Origin of the sequence: Pseudomonas aestiva (genome assembly GCF_039908605.1) — a bacterium.
GTDB lineage: Bacteria > Pseudomonadota > Gammaproteobacteria > Pseudomonadales > Pseudomonadaceae > Chryseomonas > Chryseomonas aestiva.
The window spans coordinates 2,846,093-2,864,298 of sequence record NZ_CP150916.1; the positions used below are offsets into that span (position 1 = coordinate 2,846,093).

Sequence of the window (18,206 nt, forward strand, 5' to 3'; positions counted from 1 at the left end):
GACGCCCAGGGTCTGCTTGAGCTCCAGGCCGAAGGACGCGCGCACCTTGGTCACCCGCGCCATGCCCCACGGCAGGCTGCGGCCCTTGCCCAGTCCCAGCAAAGTACTGGCGATGCGGTCGGCGGCGCCGGATTCGGCCATCAGCGCACCAAGCCTGGAACCCGGCGCGATGATGATGCCGGCCTCGCCGAGGATGCCACCTTCCCCCTTGCTGAACCTCTTGGCCACGGTCTCGGCGGGTCGCCCAGCGATGAAGCTACCATTGAGGATGGACAGCAAGGTTGGCAGACGGGTGACGCCAATGAGCAGGACGACGACCAGAATGACGGCCACACAGCGGAAGATCAGCCAGGTGTCGCGGGTGATCCAGGCGAGCGCAGCAGCATCCGCAGGAGGCTCCTTGTAACTTCCCGTTTCAGGATTACCCTAACTGAAACGCCTCCCAAGGTACGACGCAAATCGAAATAAAGCCTGTCCCTTATTGCACTTAGCGTGCGAACCTCAGCCGTTTCCCACGATCCAAACTGCGGTCGGTCGTGACCGAATCCCCTTCCCTTTTGCTCGCAGGCGGTTGGCATGAACGAAACCTCTACTCTCTGGCAGCAGACCCTCGCCCAGTTCCGCGACGGGACCGGCTCCACCCTGCCCACGCCGGGCAGTGGCGCGGCGGCCACCGTAGCGGCCTGCCTGGGTGTCGCGCTGATCCTCAAGGGCCTGAAGCTCAGCCAGCAGCGCCAGCCGGTGACCCGCCATGCCGACCTGATCGCCGTGGGCGAGCGCCTGCAGGAAGCGCTGAGCACCTGCGCCGATGCCGACGTCCAGGCATTCGCCAACTACCTCGAAGCCGATCGTCAGGCCAGCGGCGCCACCGCGGAGGGCGAACGCCGCCAGCAGGCGCTCAACCTGGCCGCGGCCAACGCCGTGCAGATCCCCATCGCCACCGCCCAGCTGTGCCTGGAAGCCCTGGATCTCGCCGTCATCGCCACGCCGCTCACCGTCGAACCGCTGCGCAGCGACACCCTGGCCGGCGGCCGCCTGGTGCATGGCGCCCTGGGTGCAGTGCTCACTACCGTGGACGCCGACCGCAACGGCCTGAAATCCGGCGATGCCCGCGAAGCCGCCCGGCAGATGCGCGACAAGCTCAGGCAACAGGCCGACCAGCGTCTCGCCCAGCTGAGCGCCACCCCCGTCCCGCCGGCCATGGGCTGACGGCCGGTGCTGGCCCGCCTGGGCTGGGTCCTGCGCGGATTCCAGCGACGCCTGTGGTTTCGCGCCACGCTGTTCTCGGTCGCCGGCGTGGCCACCGCCCTCCTCGCCCTGCTCCTGCGGGACCATATCCCGGCGACGCTGCCGGCCAAAGTCGGCGCCGATGCCGTCGACAAGATCCTCACCATCATCGCCAGCAGCATGCTGGCGGTGACCACCTTTTCGCTGAGCACCATGGTGACGGCCTACAACGCCGCCGCCAGCAGCGTGACGCCCCGTGCCTATCCGCTGCTGCTGGAAGACAGCACCACCCAGAACGCCCTGGCCACCTTTCTCGGCTCCTTCCTGTTCAGCCTGGTCGGCATCATCGCCCTGAGCACCGGCCTCTACGGCGACAACGGCCGGGTGGTGCTCTTTGCCGTGACCCTGGTGGTGATCCTGCTGATCGTCTTCACCCTGCTGCGCTGGATCGACCATCTGTCACGACTGGGCCAACTGGATGCCACCAGCGACAGCATCGAAGACGCCGCCACACACAGTCTGCAGCGCTGGCTGACCCACCCCTACCTGGGCGGGGTGGCGGCGCCCGTCGATGAGCCCGCCAGTGGCCGCCCGGTCATGGCCGACCGCACCGGTTATCTGCAACGGGTGGACATGCCGCTGCTGGCGGACCTCTGCGGCGACCAGGGTCGCCTGCGCCTGGCCGCCCTGCCCGGGGCCTTCCTCGATCCGGCGCAGCCGTTGCTCTGGGTCGAGGGCCTGCCTGCGGAAAAGGACGAGCGCCTGCGCGCCGCCTTCACCCTGGATGCCCGCCGGGTACACGACCAGGATCCGCGCTTCGGCCTGACGGTACTGGGCGAGATCGCCACCGGGGCCCTGGTGCCCTCCCGCAGCGACTCGGGTACCGCCATCGCCATCCTCGGTCGCGCGCAACGGCTGCTGACCGCCCTCACCGAAAGACGCGAGCCGGTCGAGCCCCGCTATCCGCGGATCGAAGTGCCGGACCTGTCGCTGGACGATCTGTTCGACGACTTCTTCCTGCCGGTGGGGCGCGATGCGGCGCCGCTGGTGGAAGTGGGCATGCGCCTGCAGAAAGCCCTCGCGCGCCTGGCGGTTCAGGGTGATGCGCGGATCAGGCGCGAGTGCCTGCGGCATTCACGCCTGGCATTGGCCCGGGCCGAGGCCACCCTCGGCCAGGCCGAAGACCGCGTCATCCTCCAGCAACTGGCCGCGGACGTCGAACGCCTCTGCACGGCGCGCTAGCAGTGCGTGGCTAGCGCGACCAGGCCGGATCGGTGGTGAAGGCGATGGTCAGCCAGCGGTCCGGACCCTCGCCGCCGATGGCCTCGCCGATCTGGTCACGGATGGCGTCCCATTCGTCCAGGGTCTTGGCCGGCCACCCCAGGGGCACGATGAAGTACAGCTCGATCTGCCGCGCCCGTCCGACCTTGGCCACATAGGCGCGATAGTCGAGAAATCCGAAGCGGGTGACCATACCCCGGGCGACTTCATCGATCTGCTGCTTGAGCGCCGGCGGGGTCACCATGAGGATCTCGCTGAAGGCCTGCCAGACCAGCTTCAGCGGTATGGGAATGATCAGCACGCAGATGATCGACAGCACCAGGGGATCGATGTAGGGCGTGATCCAGGCATAGGCCGTCCCCTGGGCCAGGGCGCCGACCAGGAAGGCCACCACCAGGGCAGCCGAGATGCTGCCCGACATGATCCAGCTCTTGATGTCGAGCCTGAGGAAGTCCGACTGGATGTCGCGGTTCAGCCGGTGCACGAGAGCGGCGAAACCGAAGCAGCTCAGGGCCGCGACCAGCGCATAGAGCAGCGCCATGCCGAATGCCAGGGCCTTGCCGCCACTCATCAGGCTGATGATCGAGTTGACTAGCGCATAACAGGCCACGATGCACAGCACGCTGCCGTTGAGGGCCAGGACCATGGGTTCGAGGTGCCAGAAACCCATGTTGAAGCGCTCGGCCAGCCGCCGATCGCCCTCCGGTTCCTGCGCATGTCGGTGGATGAGCATGGCCACCAGCAGCGCCACACCGCTCATGAAGGCGTCGGTCAGTGAATAGAAGCCGTCGAAGACGATGGCATAGGAGCCGGACAGCACCCCGAAGGCGATACCCACGACCGCCAGCAGCACGGTGACGGCAATGGAAAAGCGCAGCACCGTGCGCTCGTTGCTCAGACGTTTCAACATGCTCGACTCCGGTTGCCGATCGCCGCCAGGCATGGCGAAGAGATTCAATTCAGGCCAAGGATAGAGGTCGCCAGGCCAACCTGCATGGGCGGGCCGGCAAGGCTTCCATGCGCGGACGCAATCAGAAGCCGGCAGGCTTCGGGTGTACACTGCACCGGTGCTTTTTTTCTCCCGGGAGCTCTGGCAGCCGCCGCCCCCGGACCGCAGAATCCTCAACGGCGACCTACCATGATCGAAGTTACCGAACGCTCCATCGCCGAGTTGCGTCGCGCACTCGAAACCGGCCAGACCACTGCGGTGCAACTGGTCGAGGCCTACCTGGCCCGGATCGACGCCTACGACCCGCCCGCCAGCGCCACGGCGCTCAACGCCGTGGTGGTGCGCAACCCCGAGGCCCTGGCCGAAGCCGCCGCGTCCGACCGTCGCCGCGCCCGCGGCGAGACCCTGGGACCGCTGGACGGCATCCCCTACACCGCCAAGGACAGCTACCTGGTCAAGGGCCTCACTGCCGCCTCCGGCAGTCCGGCCTTCAAGGACCTGGTCGCCCAGCGCGACGCCTTCACCGTCGAACGGCTGCGCGCCGCCGGCGCCATCTGCCTGGGCAAGACCAACATGCCGCCCATGGCCAACGGCGGCATGCAGCGCGGCGTCTATGGCCGCGCGGAAAGTCCTTACAACGCCGGCTACCTGACCGCACCCTTCGCCTCCGGCTCCTCCAATGGCGCCGGCACCGCCACCGCGGCCAGCTTCGCCGCCTTCGGCCTGGCCGAGGAGACCTGGTCCAGCGGGCGCGGCCCCGCGTCCAACAACGGCCTGTGCGCCTACACCCCCTCGCGCGGGGTCATCTCGGTGCGTGGCAACTGGCCGCTGACACCGACCATGGACGTGGTGGTGCCCTATGCCCGCACCATGGCCGATCTGCTGGAAGTGCTCGACGTGGTGGTGGCGGACGATCCCGACACCTCCGGCGACCTCTGGCGCCTGCAACCCTGGGTGCCGCTGCCGCCGGCCTCGGCGGTACGCCCGGCGTCCTATCCGGCCCTGGCGGCCGGTCCCAATGCCCTGGCCGGCAAGCGCCTGGGCGTGCCGCGCATGTTCATCAACCAGGACCCGGACGCCGGCACCAGCGAGCATCCCGGCATCGGCGGTCCCACCGGTCAGCGCATCCAGACCCGCGACTCGGTCATTGCCCTCTGGGAACAGGCCCGCGCGGCGCTGGAAGCCGCCGGCGCCAGCGTGATCGAGGTGGACTTCCCGCTGGTCTCCAATTGCGAAGGCGACCGCCCCGGCGCGCCCACGGTGTTCAACCGCGGGATCGTCCCCAGCGAGTTTCTCCATGACGAACTCTGGGACCTGTCCGCCTGGGGCTTCGACACCTTCCTGCGCGACAACAACGATCCCAGGCTCAATCGCCTGGTGGACGTCGAAGGCGAGCTGATCTTTCCCCACGAGCCCGGCACCCTGCCCAATCGGGAAGGCGACCTGGCCGCCGGCATGGCCGAATACGTGCGCATGGCCGAACGGGGCCTCAAGACCCTGGAGCAGATCACCAGCCTCCCCGACGGCCTGCGCGGCCTGGAACGGACACGCCAGCTGGACCTAGAAGACTGGCTGCAGGCCCAGGGCCTGGACGCCGTGCTCTTTCCCACCGTGGCCGACGTGGCGCCGGCGGATGCCGAGATCAACCCGGCCTCGGCCGACATCGCCTGGAGCAATGGCGTCTGGGTCGCCAACGGCAACCTCGCCATCCGCCACCTGGGCGTACCGACCGTGACCGTGCCGATGGGCGTGATGGCCGACATCGGCATGCCGGTGGGCCTGACCTTCGCCGGTCGCGCCTATGACGACACCAACCTGCTCCGCCTGGCCGCCGCCTATGAGGCAACCGGCTCCAAGCGTCAAATACCACCGCGGACGCCACCGCTGGTGGGGTGAGCGGAGATGGCGTGGACGCTGACCGCCCGGCTTCATCCGGCGACCGTCCGGCTCGTGACCTCTAACGTCAAGGCGCGCTAACCGGAGTGTCCAGTCGCGCGCCGGTTATGCGGCCGCTGGCAGCGGCCTAAATCTCGTCCCCTATCAGGACGTCATCGCCCGCATCGCGCTGGCAGACCCCTCGCGCGCCACGCCCACCAGTGAACGACAGGCCCCCTGGCGCCCCCCATGCGATCACGGCGCAAGACACCAGGCTCAGGCGACGCCTCGGCCAGGCGGCCGCTGGCCGTCCCACAGCGTCATCGCCATTGCGATGGCGCCCTCGATGACCGGCAATGCCACGCCATCCCGCGCCATGGGTGAGATGCCCAGCAGAAAGCCTTCGAACAGCGTCGCCAGGGCATGAGCGTCGGTGCCTTGCGCAAGGTCGCCGCGGGCGATGCCGCGCCCGACGCAGGCCAGCAGACCGGCGCGGATTCGGGCGCGGGCCTCGCGCAGGGGCAGCGGCAGGCTGGAGTCTTCATCCGCATAGGAGCCCAGGGTGCCGAGCGCCACCAGGCAACCCTTGGGCAGGCGCTCATCGCATTGCATCCGCGCGGAGCGCGACAGGGCCGCGGCGATCGCCTCCCGCGGGGCCAGGGTCTCGTCGAACAGCGGATCGTTCACCCGGCCATGGGTTTCCATGTAGCGGGCGACCACCTCCTTGAACAGCGCCTCCTTCGAACCGAAGGCCGCATAGAAGCTGGGCGCGGTGATGCCACCGCCGATTGCCGCCTTGAGCCGACTCAGGGAGGTCGCCTCATAGCCATAGCGCCAGAACAGCAGCAGCGCATCATCGATTGCCTGGGTGCGGTCGAAGGACCGCGGCCGCCCCAACTGAGCCACCGCCATACTCCTCGTCAGATTCGATTTTTATACTAGACGATACAGAATCCATTGACCAGCCAGAGCACCTGCTGCTTAGATATATACCGATCGATACATATCTAAGGAGTTTACCCGTGACCGCGACCCCCGATCCTGAACGCCTGCCAGTCGCCGCGCTGCTGGCACTGGCCATGACCGGCTTCATCTGCATCATGACCGAGACCCTGCCCGCCGGCCTGCTCCCCGAGATCGCCCAGGGGCTCCAGGTTTCCCCTGCCCTGGCCGGGCAGACGGTGACCGCCTATGCCGCCGGCTCGCTGACCGCCGCCATCCCCCTCACCCTGGCAACGGCGCACTGGCGGCGGCGCCGGGTGCTGCTGGCGACCATCCTGGGCTTTCTGCTGTTCAATACCCTCCCCGCCCTCTCCTCCAGCTATGCGCTGACCCTGGTCGCCCGCTTCGCCGCCGGGGCCGCGGCCGGCCTGGCCTGGAGTCTCCTGGCCGGCTATGCCCGGCGTCTGGTAGTGCCGCGCCTGCAAGGCCGGGCGATGGCCATCGCCATGATCGGCACACCGGTCGCCCTGTCCCTGGGCGTGCCCCTGGGGACCTGGCTCGGTGGTCTGCTGGGCTGGCGGCTGGCCTTCGCCTGCATGTCCGCCCTCACCCTGGGCCTGATCGTCTGGGTCCTGGCCAAGGTGCCCGACTATCCGGGGCAGACCGAAGGCCAGCGCCTGCCACTGCGCGAGGTGTTCGCCACGCCCGGCATTCGCGCCATCCTCGGCGTGGTCTTTACCTGGATGCTGGCCCACAACCTGCTCTACACCTATATCGCGCCCTTCGTCGCCCAGGCCGGCCTGGGCGATCAGGTCGACCGGGTGCTGCTGACCTTCGGGGTGGCCTCGCTGGCGGGGATCTGGATCACCGGGCGCATCGTCGATCACAGCCTGCGGCGGGCCGTGCTGGTGAGTCTTGCCGGCTTCGCCGCGATCGCGCTGCTGCTGGGGCTCAATCGTGACTCGGCGCTGCTGCAGTACCTAGGCGTCTTCGGTTGGGGCCTGACCTTTGGCGGCGCAGCCACCCTGCTGCAGACCGCCCTGGCGGATACCGCCGGGAGGGGTGCCGATGCGGCCCTGGCGATGAACGTGGTGACCTGGAACAGTGCCATCGCCGGGGGCGGCATCCTCGGCGGGCTGTTGCTGGAAGGCATCGGCCCCCAGGCCCTGAGCTGGGCCGTGGTAGCGCTGGCCCTGGGCGCCCTGGCCATCGCCACCCGTGCCCGACGCCACGGCTTTCCCGCCGGCACCCGAGCGAGCGGTTCAGCGGTTATGGGTCACTGAGCCTGGGGGCGGGTGCCCTGCCCGCTCCCATTCAGCCCTGGTGCGGGACCGCCTCCAGTGTCACGCCCTGGAAGAACGCCGGCGCACGCCAGCGGGCGAACAGCATCAGCGCCAGACCCAGACCCAGGATCACCACGGCGATGATGAACACCAGGCCGATGCCGCCGAGGTGGGAGCCGCTGCCGAAGTCCGGCGACAGGCTGGCGAGGGCGGTCTGCCAGAAGATCACCGAAAGGATGAGGGCGCCGAGCAGCGGACAGAGGCCGCGCAGCAGTGCATGGCGCAGGCTGGCGAACAGGCTGCGGCGGAAATACCAGACGCAGGCGTAGGCGGTCAGCGAGTAGTAGAAGCAGATCATCATGCCCAGGGCGGTGATGGTGTCGGCCAGGACGTTGTCGCTGAGGATGCGCATGACCACATAGAAGCCGCCGGTGGCGATGCCGGCGGCAACGGTGGCATAGCGCGGCGTGCGCGATCTCGGGCAGATGTGGGCGAAGCGCCGCGACACCGCGCCGTAGTACCCCATCGCCAGCAGGGTGCGGGCCGGGGAGATGAAGGTGGACTGCAGCGAGGCGGCGGTACTGGCCAGCACCGCGATGGACATCAGGATCGCCAGCGGCCCCATCACCGGTCCGGCCAGGTGGGCGAAGACGTTTTCCTGGATCTCCGGATTGCCCAGGCCCAGGCCGGCTTCGCTGATGCCGGCGAATTGCAGGGTAGCCGCGGCGGTGAAGAGGTACAGCAGCAGGATCAAGAGCACCGTGACCGTGGCCGCCCGCCCTGGCACCTTCTGGCTGCCCACCGACTCTTCGCTCACCGTGAGGCAGACATCCCAGCCCCAGAAGATGAAGATCGACAGCGACAGCCCCGCGGCGAACGCGGAAAAGGATTCGACGTTGAAGGGATTGAACCATTCCGGGTGGAAGACCACCGGCGCCGCCTCCGGCGCGGCGCTGAAGGCCGCCAGGGAAAAGCCGATCAGCACCAACAGCTGCAGGGCGACCAGACCGTACTGGACGCTCATGGTCATGCCGATGCCGCGGCAGCTGATCCAGACCGCGATGGCGATGAACACGCAGCAGGTGACGATGTTCACCAGCAGGTGCTGCGACAGCGTGGCCAACTCCGCCCGCCCGCTGAGCTGGGCGAGGAACAGGTAGAAGAAGTCCACCGCCACGCCGGCGAGGTTGGAGAGGACGATGGTGGTGGCCGTCACCAGCCCCCAGCCACCGATCCAGCCGATCATGGGTCCGAAGGCGCGGGTGGACCAGGTAAAGGAGGTGCCGCTGTCCGGATCGACGGCGTTCAGCTCGCGATACCCCAGGGCCACCAGCAGCATCGGCAGGAACCCGACGATGAAGACGGCGGGCAGATAGACGCCCACCTCGCGCACGGTGGGGCCCAGGGCGCCGGTCAGGGTGTAGACGGGGGCGATGGTGGAAATGCCCAGCACCACGCAGGCGAGCAGCCCCAGGGAGCCGGCAGCCAGGCCCTTGGCGGACGGATCGGCCAGGGCTGCCGGCCCGGCGGTATCCGAGCCGCCGGCCGGCGTGCCCTTGCGCTGTTCAGTCATAGGTCTCTGCCCTGCGGTTGGAATTGTTATTCAGAGTCCGGCGTAGGCGGCAAGGTGCCTAGCGCGCGGCGGCATGGCGCTGGCAGGCGTCGCGAAAGGCGTCCAACAGCGCCAGGGATTCCGGGTTGTCGCGGAAATTCCACTCGGGATGCCACTGCACGCCGACGACGAAGCCCGGGGCGTCGGCCAGGGAGACCCCTTCCACCAGGCCATCCGGCGCCTGGGCCTCGATGCGCAGTCCGGGCGCCAGGCGCGCGATGCCCTGGCTGTGCAGCGAATTCACCTGGAAGCTGGCCGGCAGGCCGAGGCGCTCGAATACCCCACCGGGCGGCACCGCGACCGGATGGGTGGGCGCGTACTGCTCGGCGAGCAGTTCGCTCTGAGGTTCGCGATGGTCGTCATGCCCGGGCAGGTCCTGCACCCGCTGGTGCAGGCTGCCGCCGAGGGCCACGTTCAGCTCCTGGAAGCCGCGGCAGATGCAGAACACCGGGATGCCGCGGTCGATGGCCAGGCGCAGCAGCGGCAGGGTGTAGGCGTCGCGGGCGGCATCGTGCTGGGTGCCGGCGAGACTCGCCGGTCCCTGGTAGTGATGGGGCTCGACGTTGGAAGGCGAGCCGGTGAACAGCAGGCCGTCCAGGTGCGCCAGCAGCGCCTGCGGGTCGCTCGGCACGCTGCGCGCCGGCAGCACCACCGGCACACCGGCATGACCCGCCGCCTCGACGTACTTGTCGCCAACGGTATGGGAATCGTATTTGCCGAGCGTCTGCCGGCACGCCGTCACGCCGATCAGGGGCATAGGGGACATGGCTTATCTCCAGAGAACCCGCCGGTACGCGGCGGGCGGACAGGGTCAGATACCGAGGCGATCGCGCAGCTGGTAGTAGGTCGCGCCCAGTGCGGTGAAGGGCACGCGCAGGAGCTGCCCGCCCGGGAAGGGATAGTGCGGCAGGCCGGCGAAGGCATCGAAGCGCTCGGCCTGGCCGCGCAGGGCCTCGGCCAGCACCTTGCCCGCCAGGTGGGTATAGGTGACGCCGTGACCGCTGCAGCCCTGGGAGTAGTAGATGTTGTCGCCGAGGCGGCCCACCTGGGGCAGGCGCGACAGCGTCAGCAGGAAGTTGCCGGTCCAGGTGAAGTCGATCTTCACGCCCTTTAGCTGCGGGAAGGTCTGCAGCATCTTCGGCCGGATGATCGCCTCGATGTCCGCCGGATCCCGCGCGCCATAGACCACGCCACCGCCGTAGATCAGCCGGCGATCGGCGCTGAGGCGGAAGTAGTCGAGCAGGTAGTTGCAGTCCTCCACGCAATAGTCCTGGGGCAGCAGGCTGCGCGCCATGTCCTCGGACAGCGGCTCGGTGGTGAGCACCTGGGTGCCGCAGGGCATGGACTTGGCGGCCAGTTCCGGCACCAGCCCGCCTAGGTAGGCGTTGCCGGCCACCACCACGAAGCGTGCCTTCACCTGGCCATTGGCGGTATGCACCACCGGATTGGCGCCACGGTCGATACGGACTGCCGCGCTCTGCTCGTAAATCTTGCCGCCCAGGGACGCCACGGCCGCCGCCTCGCCCAGGGCCAGGTTGAGCGGATGGATATGGCCGCCGCTCATGTCCAGCAGGCCGCCCAGATAGCGATCGGTACCGACCACCTTGCCGATGGCGGCCTTGTCGAGCAGTTGCAACTGGGTATGGCCGTAGCGCTCCCAGAGCTTCTGCTGGGCTTCCAGGTGACCGAGCTGCTTGCCGGTCAGGGCGGCGAAGACGCCGCCGTCCTTGAGATCGCACTGGATGTCGTAGCGGGCGATGCGCTCGCGAATGATGCGCCCGCCTTCGAAGGCCATCTCGCCCAGCAGTTGCGCCTGCCTGGGCGGCAACTGGCGTTCGATGGTATCGATGTCGCGGCTGTAGCTGTTGACGATCTGGCCACCATTGCGCCCGGAGGCGCCGAAGCCGACCCGCGCCGCTTCGAGCACCGTCACGCTGAAGCCATGCTCCAGCAGGAACAGCGCGGTGGAAAGCCCGGTGTAACCGGCGCCGATGACGCAGACGTCGCTGTCGACACTGCCCTGGAGTACCGGGTATTCGGTGTGGAGGTTGCGCGAAGCCGCGTAGTAACTGCCGACGTGTTGTTGCATGGTGAGAGTCCTCTGCCTGCGGCTCCGGCGCGAACGCCCGGGCCGCCGCGCCTGTTCAGAGCTTGATCCAGGTCGCCTTGAGTTCGGTGTATTTGTCGAAGGCGTGCAGCGACTTGTCGCGTCCGTTGCCGGACTGCTTGAAGCCACCGAAGGGCGCCGTCATGTCGCCGCCATCATACTGGTTGACCCAGACACTGCCCGCACGCAATGCGCGGGCCACGCGATGGGCGCGGGAAAGGTCACGGGTCCAGACGGCGGCGGCCAGACCATAGGGGGTGTCGTTGGCGATGCGTACCGCATCCGCTTCGTCGTCGAAGTCGATCACCGCCAGCACCGGGCCGAAGACTTCTTCCCGGGCGATGCGCATGGCATTGTCCACCCCGTCGAAGATGGTCGGGGTCACGTAGCTGCCACCGGTCTCGCTCAGGGCCCGCGCGCCGCCGCTCACCAGTCGCGCACCCTCGGCGCGGCCGGCTTCGATGAAGCCCAGCACGGTGCGCAGATGGCCCTCGTCCACCAGGGCGCCGACGCGGGTGTCGGGATTCAGGGCATGACCCGGCGCCCATGCCTGCAGCGCCTCCGCCACCAGGGCCAGGAAGCGCGCCTTGATCGAACGCTCGACCAGCAGCCGCGAACCGGCGATGCACACCTCGCCCTGGTTGAAGGCGATGGCCGCCGCGGCCGCCTTGGCCGCTGCCCTCAGGTCCGGGGCGTCGGCAAAGACGATGTTGGGACTCTTGCCGCCCGCCTCCAGCCAGACGCGCTTCATGTTCGACTCGCCGGCATAGACCAGCAGTTGCTTGGCGATGCGGGTGGAACCGGTAAAGACCAGGGTGTCGACGTCCGGATGCAGCGCCAGCGCCTGGCCGACGGTGTGACCGTAGCCGGGCAGCACATTGAACACCCCCGCCGGGATGCCGGCCTCCAGCGCCAGGGCAGCGATACGGATGGCGGTCAGCGGCGATTTCTCGGACGGCTTGAGGATCACCGAATTGCCGGTGGCCAGCGCCGGCCCGAGCTTCCAGCAGGCCATCATCAGGGGGAAATTCCAGGGCACGATGGCCGCGACCACGCCTACCGGTTCACGGGTCACCAGGCCCAGCTGGTCGCGCGGGGTGGGCGCCACCTCGTCATAGACCTTGTCGATGGCCTCGGCGCTCCAGCGCAGGGCATTGGCCGCCGCCGGCACGTCGATGGCGAGCGAGTCGCTGATCGGCTTGCCCATGTCGAGGGTTTCCAGCAGGGCCAGCTCCTCGGCATGGGCCAGCAACAGCTCGGCAAAGGCGATCAGCACCCGCTTGCGCTGCGCCGGCGCCTGATGCGCCCAGTCGCCCCGGGCGAAACTCGCCCGGGCGGCTCGTACGGCCAGCTCGGCATCCTCGGCCATGCAACTGGCCACCCGCGCCAGGTGGCGACCATCCACCGGACTCAGGTCGTCGAAGGTCGCACCGCCCAGGGCGGCCTGGTAGCGGCCGTCGATGAAGGCGCGGGCTTCGACAGTCAATGCCTGGGCGCGTTGCTCCCAGTCCTGTTGCGTCATCACGGTCATGATCACCCCTCCTAGACGGTATGCAGATACCAGTTGTATTCGAGATCGGAGATGGTGGTCTCGAATTCCTCCAGCTCGGCCTCCTTGCAGGCGACGAAGATGTCGATGTATTCGGGGCTGATGTACTGATTCATCACCGCGCTGTCGTCCAGCCGGCGCAAGGCATCGCGCAGGTTGTTCGGCAGGCTCTGTTCGAGCTGTTCGTAGGAGTTGCCGCTGACCGGAGCGCAGGGCTCCAGGCGCTGGGTCATGCCGTGATGAATGCCGGCCAGGATCGAGGCCATCATCAGATAGGGATTGGCGTCGGCCCCGGCGACGCGATGTTCGATGCGGATCGCCTCGCTGCTGCCGGTGGGCACACGCACCGCCACGGTACGGTTGTCCAGGCCCCAGCTCGGGGCGTTGGGCACATAGAACTGAGCACCGAAGCGGCGATAGGAATTGACGTTCGGACAGAGGAAGGCCATCGACGCCGGCAGGGTTTCCAGGATGCCGGCGATGGCATGGCGCAGCGGCGCATGGTGCTCGGGATCATCGGTGGCGAAAATATTCTGCCCGGTCTGCTTGTCCAGCAGCGAGATGTGTACGTGCAGACCGTTGCCGGCCTGGCCGGGATAGGGCTTGGCCATGAAGGTGGAATCCATCTCATGGTCGTAGGCGATGTTCTTGATCAGCCGCTTCAGCAGCACCGCATGGTCGCAGGCCTTGATGGCGTCTTCGACGTGATGCAGGTTGACCTCGAATTGCGCCGGCGCGGATTCCTTGACGATGGCATCGGCCGGCAGCCCCTGCTCCTTGGCGCCTTCGAGCATGTCCTGCAGGCAATCCACATACTCGTCCAGGTCATCGATCAGATAGACCTGGGTGGAGACCGGTCGTTTGCCGGAGATCGGCGAGCGCGGCGGCTGCGGCCGGCCGTTCACGTTCTCCTGGTCGATCAGGTAGAACTCCAGTTCGAAGGCGGCGCAGATGGTCAGGCCCAGGTCGTCGAACTTCTTCACCACCCGCCGCAGCACCTCGCGCGGATCGGCGAAGAACGGCGAGCCGTCCTGCTCGTGCATGGTCATCAGCAGTTGCGCGGTCGGGCGCTTCTGCCAGGGCTCGTAGCTCAGGGTGCCGGGGATGGGAAAGCAGGTGCGATCGGCATCGCCGATGTGCAGGCCCAGGCCGGTGCTTTCCACCGTGGAGCCGTTGATGTCCAGGGCGAACAGCGAGGCCGGCAGGTTGATGCCGCGTTCATAGACCTTGGAGAGACTGGCCCGCTCGACGCGCTTGCCCCGGATGACGCCGTTCATGTCGGTGATCAACAGATCGACGTACTGGATTTCCGGGTGCTCCTTGAGAAAGCCGTTGGCTTCGGTGAGCTGGACGACGCGGGGGGATATCGAATTCATGGGAGGCATCCTTGACGCTGGCCCGCTTGGTTGTGCTTGCTCGTGCGGGTCTGGCAGCGTGGCTGTGGGCGGTGGTTGCTGCAGGCGCCGACCCTCTTTGCCAAGGTCCGCCCTTCCACCTGATTGCCCTCGACGGGCTGGGCCAGTATAAATTGGCATGAGCGCAACCCATATCGGCGAATCGGCAAAGGAAGAATGCACGGATGCAATATCAGATAGGCCATGCCGATCTCAAGCTGATCCTCGCCCTGGTGCGCGGCCGGACCCTGGCCAGGGCTGCCGAGCAGTTGCAGGTGGACGTCTCCACGGTCTTTCGCGCCATCCGTAAGCTCGAAGCCAATCTGCAGGTGGCGCTGTTCGACAAGACCCGCCGCGGCTATACCCCGACCCAGAGCGCCAAGGCCCTCGCCGAACAGGCCGAGCGCGCCGAACAGGCGCTGGAGGCGGCACGCATCGCCCTCACCCAGGGCGAGAACGTCATCAGCGGCACGGTCCGCCTGACCTGCACCGATGCCGTGCTGCGCAGCCTGCTCCTGCCGGGGCTCGCCGAGCTCATGCCGCGCTATCCGGCGGTCGCCCTGGAAGTCGCCACCTCCAACACCTTCGCCAGCCTGAGCCGGCGGGATGCGGACATCGCCCTGCGCCTGTCCAACGCCCCGCCGGAACACCTCATCGGCCGCCGGCTCGGTCGCAGTTCCTACTTCGTCTGCGGCCACGAGCGCTATCGCGCCGGTTACGGCCAGCTGGCCACCGAACTGCCCTGGATCGCCCCGGACGACTCCCTGGCCGATCACGTCTCGGTCACCTGGTTGCGCCAGGCCTACCCCAGCCTCACCCCGCGCTATCGCTGCAGCAGCATGTCCTCGGTCGGCAGCCTGGTCGGCGCCGGTCTTGGGGTGGCCGCCCTCCCCGACTTCATGATCAGCAGTCTGGACGGCGTCGAACGCCTGGGTCCGGCGCTGCCCGGTTGCGATACCGATATCTGGCTGCTGACCCGCCCGGACAATCTGTCGCTGCGCTCGGTGCAGATCCTCTTCGATGAGCTGGCGAATCTGTTGAAAGCCCGGATAGCGGATGTTTGCCAGGCCTGACGCGAAGCGCTGGTTCGTCGATCGAAGAAGTCCTGCCCCTGAACCCTTCACCGTCTGGGTGCTATCAACGTCGAGCCTGGCTTGGGGTTTCGCCGAATCATTCACGATGGTTCCGCAGAAAGGGTGACTAGCACCCACCACCCTGTTCGCTGGCTATCCGCGGTGCTGCGTCAACCCCTGGAAGCAGCATTCTGACGCACGTCGTCGGCGACGAACCACCTCAACAAACCCGCTTGCCAGACGATATCGAGGGTCATGGTGGTCAGTTAACACGGAGACAAGGATGAGCAACCGCCTCGCCATACCCGACAATCCCGACCGCGATTGCCTGTTGAACATTCACCGGTTGCTGACGCGGAGAATCGATCAGCTCCGCGAAGTGGATATGGGCAGCCCGGAATTGCAGGACATCCTCTTTCAATTTGAAGCCCTGACGGCAGAAACCATCCAGCTGGTCGAGGAAGTCGCCGTAAGACTGGCGACCGAGCCGCATTAGCGGGCAGCGGCCGCAGTGTTCCAGGGCGACGAACTGTCCGGCGCGATCCCGGACAACCCGAGCGACGATAGCCGGCTCTGCCGCGCCCGAGTGTCAGCGGCCGCGGCAGACCCCGGTACTCCCCCGCACCACCAGTTCGAAGGGCAGCACCACCTCCCGGGTGGTGGGCGCCGCGCCGCTGAGGATCTCCAGCAGCAGGGCGACGGCACGCTGGCCGAAGGCCTCCGCCGGTTGGGCGATGGTGGTCAGCGGGGGATCGCTGTAGGCGGCGAAGGCGATGTCGTCGAAGCCCGCCAGCGACAGGTCCTCGGGCACTCGCAGGCCCGCGCCGCGAAGGCTTTGCAGGGCGCCGATCGCCATCTCGTCGCTGCAGCAGAACAGCGCGGTGGGCCGCTCCGGTAGCGCCAGCAGTGTCCTGGTCGCGGCGGCGCCAGCGGCCAAGGTGAAATCGCCCGGGCGCAGCAGATCCGGGTCCAGCGGGATGCCGGCTTGGGTAAGCGCCTCCTGGTAACCGGCCAGGCGCTCCAGGGTCAGCGGGCTGTCTTCCGGACCCTTGATCAGGGCGATGCGCCTGTGACCGAGCGCCAGCAGGTGTTCGGTCAGGCAGCGGGCGGCGGCGCGATTGTCCAGCCGCACCTTGGGCCAGGTGTGCTCGGCGAGCACCTCGCAGGCATTTACCACCGGCGGTGCGTCGGCATCACCGGCGAAGGGATCGAAGGCGCGCAACTGGATCACCCCATCCGCCTGCCGCGCATAGACCAGTTCGGCGTACTCGCGCTCGCGGGCCTCGTCACCCGCGGTATCGCACAGCAGCACCCGGTACCCCGCCGCCTGGGCCGCCTGCTGGATGCCGGCGATGACGCGGGCGAAGAAGCTGTTGGCGATCAGCGGCACCAGCACCACCAGGTTGCCGGTACGTCGCGAACGGAACTGCACCGCCATCCCATTGGGCCGGTAGTTAGCCGCGGTCACGGCGGCCTGCACCCGTTCGCGGGTCGCTGGCGCCACCACCTCGGGATTCTTCAGGGTGCGCGACACGGTAGCGACCGATACCCCGGCCAGTTCGGCGACCCGGCGGATGTTGGACATGCGGCCTCGGTGAGCGTGGGAAAGGTTGTCACTGTGCGCAAAGCCCTGCGTACGGGCAAGCCGTACGTCCGCCGGGCGCTTGACTAACGACCGCCACGGGCTCCAAATACCTGTAGATGTAACCGGTTACACTCAACACAACAATAAACCGAGGGTAAGAGGATGCAGGCGGAAACCGGCGGCAAGGTCCGCTACGGCATGATCGGTGGCGGCCAGGGCGCCTTCATCGGCGCGGCCCACCGGCGCGCAGCCGCCCTGGATGGCGCGCTCGAACTGGTCTGCGGCGCCTTCAGCCGTGATCCCGCCAACAACGGCGCGACTGGACGGGAACTCGGTCTGGCGCCCGCGCGGGTCCATGCCTCCTGGCAGACCCTGCTGGCCGATGAAGCCCGGCTACCCCCCGAGCAGCGGGTCGAGTTGCTGGTGATCGTCACGCCCAACGACCTCCATGTGCCCATCGCCCAGGCAGCCCTGACCGCCGGCTTCCACGTCTTCTCGGAAAAACCCGCAGGCATCTCGCTGGCCGAGGTACAGCGCCTGGCGGACACGCTGGCCGCCCTGCCCCTGCGCTACGCCCTGGCCCACAGCTACCTCGGCTATCCGCTGGTATGGGAGGCCCGCGAGCGGGTCGCCCGCGGAGAGCTGGGCGCCCTGCGCAAGATCCATGTGGAATACCCCCAGGGCTGGCTCGCCCAGGACCTGGCCGCCACCGGCAATCGGCAGGCGGCCTGGCGCGACGATCCGGCCGCCTCCGGCCCGGGCGGTTGCCTGGGCGACATCGGCACCCATGCCTTCAGCCTCGCCGAATTCATCGGCGGCCAGCCCATCACCCGTCTCAGTGCCCAGCTGCGCAGCCACCTGCCCGGTCGGCGGCTGGACGACGATGTCATGGTGCTGTTCGAAACCGCCGCGGGCGCCAGCGGCAGCCTGTTGGCCAGTCAGGTCTGCATCGGCGAGGAAAATGGCCTGCGCATCCGCCTCTACGGTGAGCGCGGCAGTCTGGAATGGCGGCAGCAGGAACCCAACAGCCTGCTACAGCGCAGCCTCGACCAACCGCCGCAGGACCTGCGCGCCGGCCTCGGTCTGCCCTGGCTGAGTGCCGGCACCCAGCAGCGCCTGCGCCTGCCCGCCGGGCACCCGGAGGGCTATCTCGAAGCCCTGGCCAATCTCTATCGCCAGCTGGCCGCGGCCATTCGCGATCCCGCCGATCCCGCGCCGGGCCTGCCTGGCATCCATACGGGCTGGCGCGGGCTGGCCTTTATCGAAACCGCCCTGGCCAGCCATCGGCGCCAGGGCGCCTGGACCCCCTTACCGACCCCAGGAGCCTGA

15 protein-coding genes and 1 pseudogene are annotated in these 18,206 nt (G+C 67.9%); 7 read left to right on the forward strand and 9 right to left on the reverse strand.

Features of this window, described 5'->3' with window-relative positions; all coding sequences use genetic code 11:
* Positions 1 to 51: 51 nt before the first annotated feature.
* Positions 52 to 366 (reverse strand): annotated as a pseudogene (locus AABM56_RS13290) (gluconate transporter); the annotation flags it as partial.
* Between the two features lie 210 nt (positions 367 to 576).
* Between AABM56_RS13290 and AABM56_RS13295 the strand changes: the two are divergent.
* Together AABM56_RS13295 and AABM56_RS13300 are read left to right on the forward strand one after the other, a co-directional pair.
* Entirely contained in the window at positions 577 to 1,209 is a 633-nt protein-coding gene (locus AABM56_RS13295) for a cyclodeaminase/cyclohydrolase family protein (protein WP_133860885.1), read from the forward strand.
* Positions 1,210 to 1,215: 6 nt separating this feature from the next.
* Positions 1,216 to 2,469: a DUF2254 domain-containing protein gene (locus tag AABM56_RS13300; protein ID WP_133860886.1), complete on the forward strand. Its 1,254-nt coding sequence runs from the start codon at positions 1,216 to 1,218 to the stop codon at positions 2,467 to 2,469.
* A gap of 10 nt (positions 2,470 to 2,479) precedes the next feature.
* Here AABM56_RS13300 and AABM56_RS13305 read toward each other — a convergent pair whose 3' ends face one another.
* Positions 2,480 to 3,418: a cation transporter gene (locus AABM56_RS13305; protein WP_347883348.1), complete on the reverse strand. Its 939-nt coding sequence runs from the start codon at positions 3,416 to 3,418 to the stop codon at positions 2,480 to 2,482.
* 228 nt (positions 3,419 to 3,646) lie between these two features.
* Between AABM56_RS13305 and AABM56_RS13310 the strand changes: the two genes are divergently transcribed.
* Complete coding sequence (locus AABM56_RS13310; protein WP_133860888.1) at positions 3,647 to 5,353, forward strand: amidase; 1,707 nt, start codon at positions 3,647 to 3,649, stop codon at positions 5,351 to 5,353.
* Positions 5,354 to 5,608: 255 nt separating this feature from the next.
* Here the strand turns inward: AABM56_RS13310 and AABM56_RS13315 are convergent, their stop codons facing one another.
* Positions 5,609 to 6,238, reverse strand: coding sequence for a TetR/AcrR family transcriptional regulator (locus AABM56_RS13315; RefSeq protein ID WP_133860889.1), 630 nt, complete (start codon positions 6,236 to 6,238; stop codon positions 5,609 to 5,611).
* Positions 6,239 to 6,411: 173 nt separating this feature from the next.
* On the opposite strand from AABM56_RS13315, the gene AABM56_RS13320 reads away from it, so the two are divergent.
* On the forward strand, positions 6,412 to 7,557 hold the full coding sequence (locus tag AABM56_RS13320) for an MFS transporter (protein ID WP_347884126.1): 1,146 nt from the start codon (positions 6,412 to 6,414) through the stop codon (positions 7,555 to 7,557).
* Positions 7,558 to 7,588: 31 nt separating this feature from the next.
* Here AABM56_RS13320 and AABM56_RS13325 read toward each other — a convergent pair whose 3' ends face one another.
* Genes AABM56_RS13325 through AABM56_RS13345 form a run of 5 tightly spaced genes read right to left on the reverse strand, consistent with a single transcriptional unit; the run spans position 7,589 to position 14,201 of the window.
* Positions 7,589 to 9,130 (reverse strand): APC family permease, encoded by a 1,542-nt coding sequence (locus AABM56_RS13325; protein ID WP_133860891.1) that lies wholly within the window; start codon positions 9,128 to 9,130, stop codon positions 7,589 to 7,591.
* Between the two features lie 58 nt (positions 9,131 to 9,188).
* Entirely contained in the window at positions 9,189 to 9,935 is a 747-nt protein-coding gene (locus tag AABM56_RS13330; RefSeq protein ID WP_133860892.1) for a gamma-glutamyl-gamma-aminobutyrate hydrolase family protein, read from the reverse strand.
* 45 nt (positions 9,936 to 9,980) lie between these two features.
* Positions 9,981 to 11,258: an FAD-binding oxidoreductase gene (locus AABM56_RS13335; RefSeq protein ID WP_133860893.1), complete on the reverse strand. Its 1,278-nt coding sequence runs from the start codon at positions 11,256 to 11,258 to the stop codon at positions 9,981 to 9,983.
* 55 nt (positions 11,259 to 11,313) lie between these two features.
* Positions 11,314 to 12,807 (reverse strand): aldehyde dehydrogenase, encoded by a 1,494-nt coding sequence (locus tag AABM56_RS13340; RefSeq protein WP_263259169.1) that lies wholly within the window; start codon positions 12,805 to 12,807, stop codon positions 11,314 to 11,316.
* Positions 12,808 to 12,818: 11 nt separating this feature from the next.
* Positions 12,819 to 14,201 (reverse strand): glutamine synthetase family protein, encoded by a 1,383-nt coding sequence (locus tag AABM56_RS13345; RefSeq protein ID WP_263259168.1) that lies wholly within the window; start codon positions 14,199 to 14,201, stop codon positions 12,819 to 12,821.
* Positions 14,202 to 14,404: 203 nt separating this feature from the next.
* Here AABM56_RS13345 and AABM56_RS13350 point away from each other — a divergent pair, with 203 nt between their 5' ends.
* Positions 14,405 to 15,292 carry a LysR family transcriptional regulator gene (locus AABM56_RS13350; protein WP_133860896.1) on the forward strand — a complete coding sequence of 296 codons (888 nt, stop codon included), beginning with the start codon at positions 14,405 to 14,407 and terminating at the stop codon, positions 15,290 to 15,292.
* A gap of 283 nt (positions 15,293 to 15,575) precedes the next feature.
* A complete protein-coding gene (locus AABM56_RS13355; RefSeq protein ID WP_133860897.1) occupies positions 15,576 to 15,788 on the forward strand; it encodes a hypothetical protein in 213 nt (70 codons plus the stop codon).
* Positions 15,789 to 15,881: 93 nt separating this feature from the next.
* Here the strand turns inward: AABM56_RS13355 and AABM56_RS13360 are convergent, their stop codons facing one another.
* Positions 15,882 to 16,877 carry a LacI family DNA-binding transcriptional regulator gene (locus AABM56_RS13360; protein WP_133860898.1) on the reverse strand — a complete coding sequence of 332 codons (996 nt, stop codon included), beginning with the start codon at positions 16,875 to 16,877 and terminating at the stop codon, positions 15,882 to 15,884.
* 162 nt (positions 16,878 to 17,039) lie between these two features.
* Between AABM56_RS13360 and AABM56_RS13365 the strand changes: the two genes are divergently transcribed.
* Entirely contained in the window at positions 17,040 to 18,206 is a 1,167-nt protein-coding gene (locus AABM56_RS13365) for a Gfo/Idh/MocA family protein (RefSeq protein ID WP_133860899.1), read from the forward strand.